The 15,847-nt window shown below is 56.7% G+C and carries 12 protein-coding genes and 1 pseudogene; 7 read left to right on the forward strand and 6 right to left on the reverse strand.

What is annotated here, in order from left to right; translation table 11 throughout:
• Positions 1 to 144 precede the first annotated feature (144 nt).
• Together PFAS1_RS26095 and PFAS1_RS26100 are read left to right on the forward strand one after the other, a co-directional pair.
• Positions 145 to 954: an EAL domain-containing protein gene (locus PFAS1_RS26095; RefSeq protein WP_076031095.1), complete on the forward strand. Its 810-nt coding sequence runs from the start codon at positions 145 to 147 to the stop codon at positions 952 to 954.
• Between the two features lie 108 nt (positions 955 to 1,062).
• A complete protein-coding gene (locus tag PFAS1_RS26100; protein ID WP_076031096.1) occupies positions 1,063 to 1,563 on the forward strand; it encodes an outer membrane beta-barrel protein in 501 nt (166 codons plus the stop codon).
• Between the two features lie 85 nt (positions 1,564 to 1,648).
• Here the strand turns inward: PFAS1_RS26100 and PFAS1_RS26105 are convergent, their stop codons facing one another.
• Together PFAS1_RS26105 and PFAS1_RS26110 are read right to left on the reverse strand one after the other, a co-directional pair.
• Positions 1,649 to 2,293 (reverse strand): dTMP kinase, encoded by a 645-nt coding sequence (locus PFAS1_RS26105; protein ID WP_076031097.1) that lies wholly within the window; start codon positions 2,291 to 2,293, stop codon positions 1,649 to 1,651.
• Positions 2,294 to 2,553: 260 nt separating this feature from the next.
• Positions 2,554 to 4,756: pseudogene (locus tag PFAS1_RS26110) on the reverse strand (heavy metal translocating P-type ATPase).
• Between the two features lie 281 nt (positions 4,757 to 5,037).
• Here PFAS1_RS26110 and PFAS1_RS26115 point away from each other — a divergent pair.
• On the forward strand, positions 5,038 to 6,531 hold the full coding sequence (locus PFAS1_RS26115; RefSeq protein WP_076031098.1) for a basic amino acid/polyamine antiporter: 1,494 nt from the start codon (positions 5,038 to 5,040) through the stop codon (positions 6,529 to 6,531).
• 146 nt (positions 6,532 to 6,677) lie between these two features.
• Positions 6,678 to 7,160: an Hsp20/alpha crystallin family protein gene (locus tag PFAS1_RS26120; RefSeq protein ID WP_232252178.1), complete on the forward strand. Its 483-nt coding sequence runs from the start codon at positions 6,678 to 6,680 to the stop codon at positions 7,158 to 7,160.
• A gap of 118 nt (positions 7,161 to 7,278) precedes the next feature.
• On the opposite strand, the gene PFAS1_RS26125 is transcribed toward PFAS1_RS26120, so the two are convergent.
• From PFAS1_RS26125 to PFAS1_RS26135, 3 genes are all read right to left on the reverse strand, one after another.
• On the reverse strand, positions 7,279 to 8,667 hold the full coding sequence (locus PFAS1_RS26125) for an MBL fold metallo-hydrolase RNA specificity domain-containing protein (RefSeq protein WP_232252180.1): 1,389 nt from the start codon (positions 8,665 to 8,667) through the stop codon (positions 7,279 to 7,281).
• 99 nt (positions 8,668 to 8,766) lie between these two features.
• The gene (locus tag PFAS1_RS26130) at positions 8,767 to 9,687 is read right to left on the reverse strand and encodes a universal stress protein (RefSeq protein WP_076031100.1); all 921 of its coding nucleotides are present in this window, start codon (positions 9,685 to 9,687) and stop codon (positions 8,767 to 8,769) included.
• A 73-nt stretch (positions 9,688 to 9,760) separates the two neighbouring features.
• On the reverse strand, positions 9,761 to 10,015 hold the full coding sequence (locus PFAS1_RS26135) for an Lpp/OprI family alanine-zipper lipoprotein (protein WP_076031101.1): 255 nt from the start codon (positions 10,013 to 10,015) through the stop codon (positions 9,761 to 9,763).
• A gap of 234 nt (positions 10,016 to 10,249) precedes the next feature.
• Here PFAS1_RS26135 and PFAS1_RS26140 point away from each other — a divergent pair, with 234 nt between their 5' ends.
• From PFAS1_RS26140 to PFAS1_RS26150, 3 genes are all read left to right on the forward strand, one after another.
• Complete coding sequence (locus tag PFAS1_RS26140) at positions 10,250 to 10,897, forward strand: BON domain-containing protein (protein ID WP_076031102.1); 648 nt, start codon at positions 10,250 to 10,252, stop codon at positions 10,895 to 10,897.
• Positions 10,898 to 10,960: 63 nt separating this feature from the next.
• The gene (ftsH, locus tag PFAS1_RS26145) at positions 10,961 to 12,829 is read left to right on the forward strand and encodes an ATP-dependent zinc metalloprotease FtsH (RefSeq protein WP_076031103.1); all 1,869 of its coding nucleotides are present in this window, start codon (positions 10,961 to 10,963) and stop codon (positions 12,827 to 12,829) included.
• A 39-nt stretch (positions 12,830 to 12,868) separates the two neighbouring features.
• A complete protein-coding gene (locus tag PFAS1_RS26150) occupies positions 12,869 to 13,294 on the forward strand; it encodes a potassium channel family protein (RefSeq protein WP_076031104.1) in 426 nt (141 codons plus the stop codon).
• A gap of 70 nt (positions 13,295 to 13,364) precedes the next feature.
• On the opposite strand, the gene PFAS1_RS26155 is transcribed toward PFAS1_RS26150, so the two are convergent.
• Entirely contained in the window at positions 13,365 to 15,740 is a 2,376-nt protein-coding gene (locus PFAS1_RS26155; RefSeq protein WP_076031105.1) for a phosphoketolase family protein, read from the reverse strand.
• Between the last annotated feature and the right edge of the window lie 107 nt (positions 15,741 to 15,847).

Below are 15,847 nucleotides of genomic sequence, written 5' to 3' on the forward strand. Positions count from 1 at the left end.
TCGATTAAAGCCATTGTCACTCAAGCACAAAATCCTCTTTTGCATTGCTGCCTATTTGTGCGGTGTCGTGTTGGCCTGGTTGATTAACAGTTAAAATGCCCCTCTGGCCTAACCCCCAGTCAAATCAAGTTCCTCGGAGTTTTTATGATTGCTGCGTTTAAAGCCCTATTTAAAACTCGCCCATCAGCTTTATGCGCAACGGCTGTTGTGGCATTAATTGCATGGTTTCTTGCCGATAGTTATGCAGACAGCCTTGTTGAGCAGGGTTTTAATAAAATTCATGAGCTGAGTGACTTGACGACTCTAAAATGGAAGCTATTCATTGCCCTCGCGTTCATGTTGGAAGCACTGCTTTACCTTTCATGGAAGATGCTTAGGTTTTACACCTCGACCGTCGTTCAGCTTCGCAAGGCAATCCGGGCGGACAAGCTGGACGTACACTACCAACCTATTGTTGATTCGAGGAAGGGATATCTGCTCGGCGCCGATTCACATTCTCGCTGGAGCCCTAAAGGCGCCGCCATTGCAGCAGATTCATTCATCACAGCGGCAGAGAAGTCCGAGCTGATCCGCGAACTCACGCGCTCGGTCATGCGCCGTGTTGCGGAGGATTACAGCACCTATCTCTGGGCATGCAAGGATTTCTACATCACCATCAAACTTACCGCCCACGACCTGCTAGACCAGACCTTTCCCGACTTTGTGGCCGGCATTATGGCGACGTACAACATACCGCCGTCCGCCATCGTTTTTGAAATCAACGAAATTGCCTTGTTTAATCACAAAGGAGCAGCGACTCAATTGCACAGACTTCGAGTGTGTGGACATCGTATTGCTATGGGTGACGTTGGCACTGGCTATTTCAGACACGCTTTCACCGAACCGGCACTCCCTGTACATGCTTTGGCCAGGCGGTATTTTCAATGTCCGGCGAACATTAAAACCTTACAGTGACAGAAAATGACTCATAAATATCAATCAAAGATTTCTATTAATCTTCGCGACTACTCAAATTCGGCAAACACCTCACAATCGACAACCTGTAGAAGGACAACACTTCATATGCTGCTTCGAAACCTTGGCTTCGTTTCTCTACTTTCATTGCTATCTTTTCAGGCGCTTGCGGATGACAAAGGTTTGTATCTTGGCGCTGGTGTCAGCAATATTGAAACCGACAAATCCCATCTGAGCGATGAAGACTCCAGTTATAAGGTTTTCGCAGGCTATCGCCTCAACGGCTATTTGGCCTTTGAGGGCGCCTTCGTTGATCTCGGCCAATTCAAGGACAAGGATCTTGATTTCGATGGGAGATCGGTTCAAGCCAGTGCGCATGTCGGCTTCCCACTGGGAGAGCGGGTGCGAATGTTCGGTAGTGTCGGTGCTCATGCCTGGGATGCTGACGGCAACGCCAGCGATGATGACACCGGAGTGGACTTGACCTACGGGGCGGGTATTGAAGTGGATGTGTTTCGCAATATCGGCGTCCGCGCTGAGTATGAAATATTGGAGGTCGGCAACATCAACCTGAATCAAACAACGGCATCTGCATTCATTCTTTGGTAACGCCTGCTTCAATTGAGCGGCCTTAAAGGTCGCTCAACGCGTCCTCTGAAACCATGCGAGCGGGACAATCGATCTATATCTACGGCTATCTCAACCGCATCAAGTCCGGTGCAGCGAGCTGCGCCTGGACTCTATAGATCTCGGAAACCACCTGCATCGTTGCGTCCTCGATTGTTCCTTCATTACGGCATAGAACCCAGCCGTGATCCGCAATCGCTCGCTCGAACGCCTTGGTACAAGCGACATGTTCTTCCAGCTTATGGATCACAGTACTGCTCAGCCCACGCCGTCGTGCCGCTGCCCTCGCCCATGAAATTTCAGGGGCGGTGACAACTCCAACGTGCAGGTCTGGCACACGCACATTTCGATCAATGTTCAACTGTAGAATCTCTGCAAACGGGACTATCCGGCGAAACGCGGCATCTGACGGGTACCAGCGATCGATCAAGATGATGCTGCCGGGTGGCTGCTTAGCCAGCACGTGTTGTGAAATCCAGGTACGGCTATCAGCAAAACGCGCACAAACCTCCAACTCCAAATCCCGGGTGGGATCTCTGACGAGTTTGTTAACGAGGGCCATTGTTTCACCCCTGTCGGGATCACTTTTTTTCTCGCAAAGCCGGATCACCTTTTTGTTATCGGCCCTCAGGGCTTTCGTAACGGCCTCCAGCAGTGTGGTTTTGCCGGCGCCCTTGGGTCCATCTAGAGAAACAAACAGCGGACGATTCATTCTTCACATGACGATTGATATACGGTTTTTTTGCCCCTGTTCGTTCGCTGGCGTCGCTTGGCGCAACTATGCGAATCGAGTGGAGGGTCCTGATGAACAGACACTGACGAACACTCTAACCTGCTTTCTGGCTAACGGGTCTCAAATCCAGGGTTACAGCCGCTTGTGAACATCGGTCATCCCTATTTGAACCGGGCCGCAGGTCATGGGCTGATCCTGGGCCTTACTCATTTCATTCCCTTTTGCAGGACTTGAATGCCTTAGCGCCAATCCAGATAACGAAACAGTTCCTCCTCCTGATCAAAGTGCAGTCGCACGAGGGTATCCAGACGAATCAGCTGATGCTGAATCTCATCAGCAGGTGCCGTTGCGGGGTCGGAACTGAAGTCGCTACTCATGCGCGTCAGTAAATGGATAAGGCGAAAAATCTCCCGGTGAGCGTGGCTCATAGCCGACATCGGGTCCTCGCCGGGCATGCTTCGCGTCAGCAGCGGATACAGTGTGTTTTCATCTTCGTGTTCATGCCGCGCCAGTGATGTTTGCAGCTGGTTGACCAGTTCCACCAAGTCGGTCTGTGCTTGCGCAAGTGGGCGCTGGGCAAAGTCATTGGCCAGTTGATGCAGATCGCTCAGTACGGTGGACAGTTGCTGGTGTTCGTCTTGCAGGCGATCGATATGTTCTGCGGCAAGCTTTCGTTTCCTCAGCCCCCACAACGGCCCCAGTGCCCGCAAGGCATTAAGGATAATCACCACGTCGATACCCTCCTGCACTACGGCGCCAATCAGCGGCGGCAAGTAACCGAGGGCTGCCACAGCCATGGCCAGCAACGACATTCCCATGCCGATCAGCACACCCTGACGGGCGATGTAGCGGGTGCGTCGGGCAATGTCCAGCGCTTCAACCAGACGATCCAGACGATCCACCAACAGCACAACACCCGCGGCTTGTGCAGAGGCAGTGGCACCGCTGGCTCCCATGGCCACGCCGACATTGGCCGCCGCTAGCGCGGGGGCGTCGTTGATGCCATCACCGACCATCAATGTGCTAGTGCGCAGGCAACCTTGCTGTACAGCACGCACTTTATCCTCAGGGTTCAACCCGGCACGCAGTTCGTCAATCCCGGCAGATAGGGCAATCATTTCGGCGGTTTCCAGGCGATCTCCGGTGAGCATGACGATCTTTTCGATGCCCCTATTGCGCAGTCGACGCAGAGTTTGTGGAGTCTCGCGCCGAACCTTGTCCGAGAAAACCAGCAGGCCCGCGAGTTTCCCATCCACGTCGATGAAGCTTCCACTGCACGCCAGGTAGTCCATGTGCCGCAGCATGGCGGCGACCCAGTCAGTTTCAGGGGCGTCTTTGTGAGCAAAAGGCAACGTGCCGAAACGCACCTGCACGCCGTCGACGAGCCCACAAAGCCCAGAACCTGGGCTTTCTTCTACTCCCTGGGGGGCGCTGAGAGGCAATTGGCGCTGATGCGCAGCTTCAACAATTGCCTGGGATCGACTGCAGACGGGCATGGCCGCTGGTTAGCGTGCCGGTCTTGTCGAGGAACACCTGCTTGACCCCAGCCAACGCTTCCAGGGTCACGCCGTCCTTGATCAGGATCCCGCGCCGCGCGGCCCTGGAAATCCCCGACATGATGGCAATCGGTACTGCCAGAATCAAAGGACAAGGTGTGGCCACCACCAGCACCGCCAGCGCTCGCAAAGGATCACCACTCAATTGCCAGGCCAATCCGGCAATCAGCAACGTCAGTGGGATGAAGAACAATGCATAACGGTCGGCCAGACGCACGAAAGGTGCGCGCGAACGGCGTGCTTCCTCGGCCAGCCGCACTATGCCGGCATAGGTACTCTGCGCGGCCGTTCGCGTGGCAATTAGCAGGATCGGCGCACCGACATTCGAAACGCCGCTGTGCACTTGCTCACCTTCTCGACGGGTGACGGGCAACGACTCACCACTGAGCGCTGATTCGTCCAGAATCGCCGCAGGACTCAGCAGGCGACCATCGACCGGTATTACCTCCCCCAACCGCACCAGCAATGTTTGATTTAACTGGACCTGCTCAACCGGAATCTTGCGTAAACCGCCCTCCTCCTGTAACCAGGCAAAACGTGGCGCACGGTCGATGAGCGCACGTAGTTCACGCTCGGCATGCTGCTTGGTGAAAAACTCCAGAGTCCGGCCGGACGCCAGCATCAAGGCAATCACCGCCGCCACGAGCGTCTGCTCAAAGACCAGAGCTGCGGTGATCGACATCAGCGCAATCAGGTCCACGCCAGCCTCGCGTCGAGCCAGACGCCTGGCAATCTCGATGAGCAATACCGCGGACATCACCAGACTGCCTGCTGCCCAGTACATCGATGCCCAATCAGGTTTCTGCGCAACATACGCGATGCCGCCGGCCAGCAGCGTCAATGCGGTGAGCAGCAATAGAACGGGGTCCAGCCACTTGCTGAGCATCGAAGTGAGCTCCTCAAAAAGCGATTTGCATGCATCGCTGTAAAAACAACTGCCGCTCATCGAGGTAGAGCTTAGGACTCGAATGTCTTTCGTGTCCGCCGGGCGTAGCAATTGACGCGTTGGAGACAATAGAGGGGCATGGCTGTGCCCGGATAAATCGGCTGATTTCCCACTTTCTGATCTATATCAAACAGACGTTGGACGTTCACGCAGAAATTAGAGTCAGCATTCACACCATCGCATTCGATGAGTGCAGACACTCTCGTTTCGTGGAGACTCCCATGGCTACCCACCTGCAAGGCACCCAGCCGGTCGTCCCGCCGACTGCCAGCCACCCCCTTGCGGCCAGTTTGCGAAAGGTGGAACCCAAGCGCCTGTCCCTGAGCCTGCTGATTGCCCTGGTGGTCGGCTCGATGATTGGCAGCGGTATTTTCAGCCTGCCACAGAACATGGCGGCCAGTGCGGGGGCCGGGGCGATCCTGATTGGTTGGCTGATCACCGGCGTCGGCATGTTGTCGCTGGCGCTGGTTTATCAGACCTTGTCCAACCGCCAACCGGCGCTGGATAACGGCGTGTTCGCCTACGCCCGCGCCTTGGGTGGCGAATACCTCAGCTTCAATTCAGCGTGGGGCTATTGGATCAGCGCCTGGATCGGCAACGTCAGCTATCTGGTGATTTTGTTCGCCGCCCTGAGTTATTTCTTCCCGCTGTTCGGTGAAGGCAACAACAAAGCGGCGATTGCCGGGGCGTCCGTGGTGCTATGGTCATTGCACTGGATGATTCTCCGGGGCATGCACACGGCGGCGCGCGCCAACGCGTTGACGACGGTGGCCAAGATCGTGCCGTTGTTGCTGTTTATCGGTCTGGTGATCGCAGCTTTTCAGCGTGAAACCTTCAGCGTCGACTTCTGGGGCTCGCCCGCGCTGGGCAGCACCCTCGATCAAGTCAAAAGCACCATGTTGGTGACTGTCTGGGTGTTCATCGGGATCGAGGGCGCCAATGTGTTCTCTGCCCGCGCAGCGGAGCGGGCCAATGTCGGCCGCGCCACGGTCATCGGCTTTGTCATCACCCTGTTGCTGTTGATTGCAGTGTCGTTGCTCTCGTTGGGCATTCTCAGACAACCTGAACTGGCCGCCCTGAAAAACCCTTCGATGGCCGGCGTGCTTCAGGCTGCAGCCTGGCCGTGGGGCGCGGTGCTGATCAGCATTGGCTTGATCATTTCGGTGGGTGGCGCCCTGCTCGCCTGGACGCTGCTGGCGGCGGAATCGGTGTTCACACCTGCCAAGGAAAAGGTCATGCCAGGCGCGCTTGCCGTGGAAAACACCCAGGGTGTGCCGGCCAATGCGCTGTGGATCACCAACGGCTGCATTCAACTGTTCCTGTTACTGACGTTGTATTCGAGCGCCAGTTACCTCGCGCTGATTTCCCTGGCCACCTCAATGATTCTGCTGCCGTACCTGTTCAGTGGTCTGTATGCGCTGAAACTGACCTGGCAGGGCCAGACCTATGCCGGCCACCGCGCTCTGCAACTACGCGACATGGCCATCGCCTCGGTCGCCACACTGTATTGCCTGTGGCTGCTGTATGCCGCCGGGCCTAAATACATGTTGCTCAGCGCTTTGCTGTACGCCCCCGGTTCGTTGATCTATCTGGCCACCATGAAGGCTCGTCAGGGGCAACCGCTCAGCGGCCCCGAGACGGGACTGCTGATCATTATCTGGACGGCGGCAGCCTATGCCGGCTGGATGCTGTGGTCCGGGACGCTGGCCATATAAAGCCAGTCTTCGAGTTCTGTTCTTTCCAGGGTGGACTGACTTAAGGGATGTTTGCAGCCTGCCCTTTACCCAAGAGGAGTAGTGAAATGAGCAATTCTGTAAAAAAAATGCCGGTGGCTACCGACGACAAAACCAGTTAACACCCGATGGCAAACGATCTTTGGCGGCCGCTGGAAAAACTCCGGCAGCAGGTCGATCACCTGTTCGATGACTTCAATCGTGGTTCGGGTCTTTCCCCCTTTGGTCGCGGGCTGTTCGATGTTGAACCGTTCTGGCGTCGTGAATCGATTGGTCGTGGCATGCCAGCCGTAGACATCACTGAGAAGGATAAAAGCTTCGAAATCACTGCCGAGTTACCCGGTATGGATCAGAAGAACATCGAGATCAAGCTGTCCAACGGCAGCCTGATCATCAAAGGGGAAAAGAAAGAGGACAAGGAAGAAAAACGGAAGGGCTATTATCTTAGCGAACGTCACTACGGTTCCTTCGAGCGGGTGTTCAGCCTACCCAAGGGGGTCGATACCGACAAAATCGATGCGAGTTTCAGCAAAGGCGTGCTGAGCATCTCGCTGCCGAAAAAGCCCGAAGCCATGAAAGCGGATCAAGTCGTTTCAATTAAAGGCGATTGAGTCTGGCGCCGCCCTGCCCAGCCGGGAAACCGGTTGGGCAGAAGTGCTGTCAATGAGCGGTAATAAACATTCCTCCTGCCAAAGGGGGCAGGCTTCAAACCGGCGAGGACATCTTTAGTCAGCGCGATGAGGTTACAGGCGCACTGATGGCGTCGAGCTCAACACTGTCGCGGTACTCCGGCACCGACACCGACCAGCCCAATTCCAGGCTAATGCGTCGACGCAGTACATCCGAAGCATTCGGCTCTCCATGTACCACGTAAGTGTGTTTCGGCGGCCGCTTGAATCCGCGCAGCCATTGCATGATTTCATCGGCGTCGGCGTGCGCGGACAGTGTTTCCATCGGCACCACTTCAGCCCTGATCGGCACATCCTTGCCGTGAATGCGCACCGAAGGCGCGCCTGCGACAATTTGCGCGCCACGAGTACCGCCGGCCTGGAATCCAGGTACGAGTAACGTATTGATGGGGTTGGGGGCCAGCGCCTTGAGATGGTGGATCACACGCCCCCCCGTGGCCATGCCGCTGGCAGCGATAATCACCGCCGGGGTGCGTTGCTGATCCAGTTTGATCGAGTCAGCGGTGGTGCGCACGAACTGCGCGACGTGACACATGCCTTCGCATTCTTCGGGGGACAAACGGTGCTCGCTGCGAAAACGCTGGTACAAACTCGTGACGTCGGTGGCCATCGGGCTGTTGAGATAGATCGGCACATCGGGAATCGCGTGTCGTTGTTTCAGCCGATACAGGTGGTACATCAACAGTTGGGCGCGCCCTACTGCGAACGACGGAACCAAGGTGATGCCATGACGCAGCGTGGTGCGGGTGATGACTTCAGCCAATTGCGCCTCCGGCGACTCGACCGGATGTTTGCGATCACCATAAGTCGATTCCACGAGCAGGTAGTCAGCCTGCTCGACGGTTTCTGGAGCGAACATCAATGGATCATCTGGCCGCCCCAGATCCCCTGAACAGACCAGCGTGATGCCATCGGCGATCACCTCCACCGTAGCCGCGCCCAATATATGCCCCGCACAACGAAGCTGGATGGTCATGCCCGGGACAATTTCGACCCTGTGATGCAACTCCACTGGTCGTAACAGTTTCAGTGCCCGCTCGGCATCTTGCTCGGTATAAAGTGGCAACGCCGGTTTGTGCCGAGAGAAACCATGCCGATTGGCGAACTCGGCGGCCTCTTCCTGTAAGCGGCCGCTGTCCAGTAGCAGGATCCGCACCAGCTCACAGGTGGCGGGTGTGGCATAAACCGGACCGCGATAACCGCTACGCACCAATACGGGCAGGTAGCCGCTGTGATCCAGATGGGCATGGGTAAGGACGATGGCGCCAAGGTTGCCAACCGGGAGCTGGAACGGGTCCCAGTTATGCAATCGCAGCTGTTTATAGCCCTGGAACAGGCCGCAATCGATCAGTACATGTTGGTCGCGATGTTCCAACAGGTATTTGCTGCCGGTGACCGTGCCTGCTGCACCAAGAAATGTCATTCGCATGGCCGTTTCCTTGAACATTCATGGGAGCTCTATTGATTGCTCCTTTTGGCGCAAGAACAGTTGATTTTTATCAACCTGGGGTGCGACCGGATCGTCGTTTTAGTCAAGCCAAGGCAATGGCTTTACGATCGTCAAGCTGCACGGGGCGCTGTTCAGCACGCTCTCGGCAGTACTGCCGATCAACCTGTCGATTCCGTGGTGATAGACCGTGCCCAGCACCACCATGTCGAATGCATTCTGTTGGGCGAAAAATCCGATCACTTTGTGGGGAATGCCGGTCAACAGATGCTGGCATTTTTTTTCGATGCCATAGCGTTCGACAAGTACCTCAAAAGCTTCCTCCTGCGCATCGTTGACCGCGTCTCTCAAACTGTCATCCAGACTCGAAGTCGGCACACTTCTCGTAGCGTCGCCCATCACTGACCAGTTGTTGACGTTCAACACGTGCAAGGCGGCGTCACAGGAGGCCGCCAACGTTGAAGCCAGGTCGAGAATCCGGTCATTGAGCCCTTGGGTCAGTTCCTCCAGATGGGACAGATCGATGGTCGCGAGAATTTTCAACGGTTTGGGATTTTCAGCTTCCGTAACCAGATGCAAGGGTGCGGGACAGTCGCGCAGCAACAGCCAGTCCAGAGGACGATGGAATGCGCGATCGAGTGCAGGGACGTGCTGGGTGTCCTTGATCACCAGATCCGCATGGAAGTCATTGACATACTCAAGGATATTCGCCGGGGTGGACCTGGCCCAGACGACCTCGGTGGTTACCGGCAACCCGATGCATCGTTGGAACCGGGCTTGCTGCTCCAGCCAGTGTCGATGCACCTGTAAGTAGCCCTCCCGTGCCTGGGCCATCGCATCGTGATCAAACAGCCCGGCCACCGCCAGCGTCTGCACATAGTCGAACGCGACGATGTGCAATATGGCTCCGGTGGCACAGGCCAGCGCGTGCGCCCGGTCAAACGCTGGAGTGCGGGTCATTTCGGTGGGGGCAATCAATAGGATACGTTTAAGTTTAAACATCACAGACCTCTTCCTTGGCTTATCTGCCCGAGTGCAAACCCGACTTCCTGTCGGGAGTTCGTGCAATCGCTCATTACTTGCGAGTCGCCTTGTCGGTCATCCGACTGGCACGCACCTTGTCTTCATCGGCCGTGCGTAGCGCCTGGCTAGCCGTTGCCTGCGCCTGCTCCGCCTTCATGTAGGCCTCATCGGCCCGGAGTCTGGCCGTTGCGGCATTGTTTTCCGCAGACTCCAATCGGGCGTCGAATTCCTGAGTGCGCTTATTACTGCAACCGGCAGTCACTGCTAACAGAACGCTCAGCAATACAAAGGGCAAGCGCTTATTCATGACTTTTTCCTCTTGGTTTATCGCAACTGGAAAAGCTTCGGATCGTTGCCCCAAGTATCTGACTCCATCAGTTGCACACTCTGATTTTTGTCAACTAATGGCCTGCTGGCGATTAGTGAGGAACTCACTGAAGCCTTGTTGATTTAACTCAATGTCCTGGCGTCGTTCAGGCGTAAAAAAAAACTACCGGGCATTTGCGCCCCATCAATACCGCATCAAACAGAGGACACCGCCATGACTGATTTGAGTCTGCGTAAAACTATTTTGGAGGAGCTTGAGTTCACGCCTGAAATCGACGCTGCCAGCATTGGCGTTGCCGTGGACAATGGCGTTGTCACCCTCTCCGGTCACGTCAACAGCTATGCCCAGAAAGTCAGTGCAGAGCGCGCGGTAAAAGGCATCAAAGGGGTACGCGCTGTTGCCGAAGAAATCCAGGTCAGGCTGGAGAAAGGCGCCGGCACAGCGGACGACACCATCGCGACCCGCGCCTTGAATATCCTCAAGTGGAGCGTCGACGTACCCGACGGTGACATTAAGGTCATCGTGCAGAACGGGAGGGTCACCCTTGAAGGCGAAGTGGACTGGCAGTACCAGAAAGAAGCCGCCGAGCGCGCCGTGCACAAATTGTCCGGCGTGGTCGGTGTGGACAATCGACTCACCCTCGTCCCTCGGGTAGACGTGGTCGATATCCAGCATCGCATTGAAGAAGCCCTCAAGCGCAACGCAGAAGTCGACGCCCAGGACATTCACGTCAAGGTCGATGGGGATGTTGTGCGACTGGAAGGCAACGTTCATTTGTGGCGCGAGCGCCGCATCGCGGAACGGGCCGCCTGGTCGGTGCCGGGGGTAAGGGAGGTGGACGATCATTTGCGCCTTGTTTGAGCCAATCCCCCTGGCACCTGCGATCTGCCTGTTGGACCCAGGCCTCCTTTCTGAGTGAATTTCATGAAAAAAAATCAGCAATGGAACCTGTCCTACTTCGCGATCGCGTTTATCGTGCTCACCCTCGGTCAATTTCTGTTTATTGATAGTCGTGTCGTACAAAGCATTCCATACAGTCAGTTTCTGCAACTGCTGAACGAGCAAAAGGTCAGCGATTTACGAGTCGAGAAGGACCAGATCAGCGGCAAACTGCAGGAACCCATTGACGGGCACGACTTGTTCTCCACTGTGCGGGTCGACCCGGTGCTGGCGACGGATCTCGCTCAATCGGGTGTCGGCTTTACCGGGGTCAACGAAAACACCTTTTTGAATGGACTGCTGGGCTGGCTGCTGCCGTTTTTGCTGATCATGGTGATCTGGCATTTTCTGTTTCGCGGCATGGCGGAAAAACAAGGCATAGGCGGATTGATGAACATCGGTAAGTCCCGAGCCAAGGTGTTCGTGCAGCGCGATACCGGGGTGACCTTCGCCGATGTCGCGGGTATCGATGAAGCCAAGGCCGAGTTGGTAGAAATCGTCTCTTTTCTTAAGGACAAAGCCAAATATGCACGCTTGGGGGCGCACATTCCCAAGGGCACGTTGTTGGTCGGTCCGCCGGGAACCGGCAAAACCCTGGTGGCGAAAGCCATCGCGGGTGAAGCCGGTGTGCCGTTTTTCTCGATCTCGGGGTCGGAATTTGTCGAGATGTTCGTTGGCGTGGGTGCCGCCCGTGTACACGACTTGTTCGAGCAAGCACGGCAGGCGGCGCCCTGCATCATCTTCATCGACGAACTTGATGCGCTGGGCAAAATGCGAGGTGTTGGCGCATTTGGCGGCAATGACGAAAAGGAGCAAACCCTCAACCAGTTACTGGCAGAGCTGGACGGGTTCGATCCCCGTGAAGGCGTTGTACTACTGGCCGCGACCAATCGACCAGAGATCCTTGACCCGGCACTGTTGCGAGCCGGCCGGATCGACCGCCAGGTGCTGATTGATCGCCCGGACCGTAAAGGCCGGCAAGCGATCCTCAAGGTCCATCTGCAAAAAATCACTGTGGAGCCGGGTCTGGATGGCGAGCGTATTGCCGACATCACCACGGGCTTCACGGACGCTGATCTGGCAAACCTGGTCAACGAAGCGGCCATCGTGGCCACTCGTCGTGGCGCCGAAGCGGTCAGCCTTAATGACTTCACGGCGGCGGTGGAACGTATCGTCGCGGGGGTTGAACGCAAGAGCAGCGTGCTACACCCCGACGAGCGCCAAGTGGTGGCGTATCACGAAATGGGGCATGCCTTGGCCGCCAGTAGTCTGCCCGCCATGGACCCCGTCCACAAAGTCTCAATTGTGCCCCGCGCCATTGGCTCTTTGGGCTATACGCTGCAACGCCCGACCGAAGATCACTTCCTCATCAGTTGCCAAATGCTCAAGGACCGGATCGTCATCCTGATGGCCGGACGCGCCGCCGAATACCTTGCTTATGGCCAGATTTCTACCGGGGCTGCCGATGATCTGGCTCGTGCCACTGATATCGCCAGACAATTGATCACCCGGTTTGGCATGAGTACCGAACTCGGACAGTCGGTTCTGGAACGGCAAAACACCACCTATCTGGGCGAACGTATGCAGAGCGTTGGTGAGAAAGACTATTCGGAACAAACGGCCAGGGAAGTTGACCTGGGTATTCGTGCCCTGCTCGATGAAGCCTATGGGCGGGCAAAAGCCCTGCTTGACAGTCGTCGGGGTGATCTGGACGCCGGTGCACACTTGTTGCTGGAAAAAGAAACCCTGACGCCCGAAGAGTTTCCACCGCTCATGCCGATCAAACCCGTCCCCGCCATCCACCCAGCTGACCGTGACGCCCCCCTGAGAACCTGTCTTGATGACACCCCTTAGTGCGGACCGCTACGCATCCGCTACCGCCGGAGGTTCGCCATGCTGGCAGTCACCTTGATCAATACACTGGTGGTCATCATTGTTGTGGTGATCCACTACGAATGCCTGTTGCGCCTGAACGATTGGCTGCCGCGGCTCAAGCTTTGGAGCCGTTTCAGGATTGTCGTCGGGGTATTCGGCGCCCTGCTGGCCCACGCGATAGAGGTCTGGTGCTTCGCGCTGGTCTATTACCTGATGGTGCGCTCCGGCGAATGGGGCGGCCTGACCGGCAACTTCGACGGCACGCTGCTGGACTGCGTGTACTTTTCCTTCACGACCTACACGACAATCGGTTTCGGCGATATTTCACCCGTGGGTAATCTCAAGTACCTGACCGGCCTGCAGGCATTGACCGGTCTGGTACTCATTACCTGGACAGCATCATTTCTATTTCTCGAAATGCAGAAGTACTGGAAGAGAAAATAGCAAACCTCCTCTTTCCCTTGTACGCACATCCATCAGGTGGGTATTCGATGCCGCGCGGCCCTATCGGACTTCAGCGACCCGCCGCTGGCGTCCATTGCCAGTTCAGGACTTCGGGCATGTCCTGCCCGTGCTCAATGAGGTAAAGCTTGTGTTTCTCCATGGTCGACCAGTAGCGCGACCGCGCGGTTTGCAATTGATCGTGCAGCCGGGGCACGCGCTCGATGACGTCCAGCGACAATTGATAGCGATCCAGGTTGTTGATCACCGCCATATCGAACGGTGTCGTGGTCGCGCCCTCCTCCTTGAAGCCACGAACGTGGAAATTTTCGTGATTGTTGCGTTTGTACAACAGTCGGTGGATCAGCGCAGGGTAGCCATGGAAGGCGAAGATCACCGGTTTGTCGACGGTAAACAATTCATCGAACGCGCTGTCCGACAAGCCATGAGGATGCTGGTACGACGGCTGCAGCACCATCAAGTCCACGACATTGACCACCCTCACCCGCAGATCCGGCACGTACTCGCGCAACAGGGTGACGGCGGCCAGGGTTTCCAGGGTCGGGACGTCACCGGCACAGGCCATGACCACGTCCGGGTCTTGATCATCCCGGCACGCCCAGTCCCATCGACCGATGCCCGTCTGGCAATGACCGATGGCGGCATCGATATCCAGCCACTGCCATTCCGGTTGTTTGCCGGCGACGATGACATTGATGTAGTTGCGGCTGCGTAAGCAGTGATCGGCGACTGATAGCAAGCAATTGGCATCGGGCGGCAGGTAGATCCGCACGACATCCGACTTTTTATTCGCCAGCAGATCGATGAACCCCGGGTCCTGGTGGGAGAAACCGTTATGGTCCTGGCGCCAGACATGGGACGTCAGCAAATAATTGAGCGAAGCAACGGGTTTTCGCCACGGCACCTCGGCGGCGGTTTTCAGCCACTTGGCATGCTGATTGACCATCGAATCGACGATATGGATGAACGCTTCGTAACAGGACAACACACCATGGCGACCCGTCAGCAAATAGCCTTCGAGCCAACCCTCGCACACCTGTTCGCTGAGGATTTCCATCACCCGGCCATCGGCTGCCAGGTTGAGATCATCGGGCTCCAGCGGTTCCATCCAAGCCTTGGCGCTGACCTCATAGACCGCATCCAGTCGGTTTGAAGCGGTTTCATCCGGGCCGAACAGACGGAAGTTGCTCGCACCCAGACTGTTTTTCATCACGTCGCGCAAAAACGTGCCCATCACCCGTGTGGCCTCGGCGCGCAGGCTGCCGGGAATGTCGAGTTTGACGGCATAGTCGGCAAATCGCGGCAGGCTCAGCGGCTGCAATAACAAGCCCCCGTTAGCGTGGGGGTTGGCGCTCATGCGCCGATGCCCGGTGGGGGCCAACGCGGCGATCTCGGGGAGCAAGGCGCCATTGGCATCGAACAATTCGTCGGGACGATAGCTTTCGAGCCATTCCTCCAATTGCCGCAGATGAATCGGCTGCTGGAAATCGGCCAGCGGCACTTGATGCGCGCGCCAGGTGCCCTCGACCCGATGGCCATCGACGAATGTCGGGCCGGTCCAGCCTTTGGGCGTGCGCAATACCAGCATTGGCCAAAGCGGTCGCTCCGGTGGTCCGGATGGCCCGGGCCGACGCGCCTCAAGCTGGATTTCACGAATTTTCAGTACCATCGTGTCCAGCGTTTGTGCCATCGCCTGATGCACCTGTACCGGGTCATCGCCCTCGACAAAATACGGGTCGTAGCCATAGCCATACATCAGGGCTGACAGTTCTTCCTCACTGATTCTGGAAAGCACCGTGGGGTTGGCGATTTTGTAGCCGTTGAGGTGCAGGATCGGCAATACCGCCCCGTCACGCGCAGGGTTGAGGAATTTGTTGGAATGCCAACTGGCGGCCAGCGTCCCCGTTTCGGCCTCGCCGTCACCGATCACGCAGGCGACGATCAGGTCGGGATTATCAAACGCGGCACCATAGGCATGGGCCAGGCTATAGCCCAGTTCGCCGCCTTCATGGATCGATCCCGGAATCTGCGCCGAGACATGGCTGGAGATTCCGTAAGGCCATGAAAACTGCCGAAACAGGCGAACCAGACCGTTGGTGTTGCGCTCCACCGAGGGATAAAACTCGGTATACGTCCCTTCCAGATAAGTCTGTGCCACAACCGCTGGCCCACCATGACCGGGACCGGCCACAAAGAGCATGTTCAGGTCGTACTGGTTGATCAGCCGATTGAGGTGGGTGTAGATCAGGTTCAGCCCAGGGGTAGTGCCCCAATGGCCCAGCAAGCGCGGTTTGATGTGCGCCAGGGTCAGCGGTTGCTTCAGCAGCGGGTTGTCCTTGAGGTAAATCTGCCCGACGGCGAGATAATTGGAGGCCCGCCAATAGGCATCCAGCCGTTGCAGTTGCTCAGGACTCAGATAATCGCTCATGGGAGTTCTCCGCCAAAGGGTCGGTGCACCATAGGGTATTCATCGATTCTGAAAGCCTGGAACGCTTGAGACTTGATTTACATCAATTCACCAGGCCAGCGCTCAAG

Source organism: Pseudomonas frederiksbergensis (assembly GCF_001952935.1).
In the GTDB taxonomy this organism is placed as follows: domain Bacteria; phylum Pseudomonadota; class Gammaproteobacteria; order Pseudomonadales; family Pseudomonadaceae; genus Aquipseudomonas; species Aquipseudomonas frederiksbergensis.

What these genes read in the sequence shown, in the direction of transcription:
- PFAS1_RS26095 (WP_076031095.1), top strand. Translation starts at nt 145, where the DNA reads ATGATTGCTGCGTTTAAAGCCCTATTTAAAACTCGCCCATCAGCTTTA.
- PFAS1_RS26100 (WP_076031096.1), top strand. Translation starts at nt 1,063, where the DNA reads ATGCTGCTTCGAAACCTTGGCTTCGTTTCTCTACTTTCATTGCTATCT.
- PFAS1_RS26105 (WP_076031097.1), bottom strand. Translation starts at nt 2,293, where the DNA reads ATGAATCGTCCGCTGTTTGTTTCTCTAGATGGACCCAAGGGCGCCGGC.
- PFAS1_RS26115 (WP_076031098.1), top strand. Translation starts at nt 5,038, where the DNA reads ATGGCTACCCACCTGCAAGGCACCCAGCCGGTCGTCCCGCCGACTGCC.
- PFAS1_RS26120 (WP_232252178.1), top strand. Translation starts at nt 6,678, where the DNA reads ATGGCAAACGATCTTTGGCGGCCGCTGGAAAAACTCCGGCAGCAGGTC.
- PFAS1_RS26125 (WP_232252180.1), bottom strand. Translation starts at nt 8,667, where the DNA reads ATGCGAATGACATTTCTTGGTGCAGCAGGCACGGTCACCGGCAGCAAA.
- PFAS1_RS26130 (WP_076031100.1), bottom strand. Translation starts at nt 9,687, where the DNA reads ATGTTTAAACTTAAACGTATCCTATTGATTGCCCCCACCGAAATGACC.
- PFAS1_RS26135 (WP_076031101.1), bottom strand. Translation starts at nt 10,015, where the DNA reads ATGAATAAGCGCTTGCCCTTTGTATTGCTGAGCGTTCTGTTAGCAGTG.
- PFAS1_RS26140 (WP_076031102.1), top strand. Translation starts at nt 10,250, where the DNA reads ATGACTGATTTGAGTCTGCGTAAAACTATTTTGGAGGAGCTTGAGTTC.
- ftsH (WP_076031103.1), top strand. Translation starts at nt 10,961, where the DNA reads ATGAAAAAAAATCAGCAATGGAACCTGTCCTACTTCGCGATCGCGTTT.
- PFAS1_RS26150 (WP_076031104.1), top strand. Translation starts at nt 12,869, where the DNA reads ATGCTGGCAGTCACCTTGATCAATACACTGGTGGTCATCATTGTTGTG.
- PFAS1_RS26155 (WP_076031105.1), bottom strand. Translation starts at nt 15,740, where the DNA reads ATGAGCGATTATCTGAGTCCTGAGCAACTGCAACGGCTGGATGCCTAT.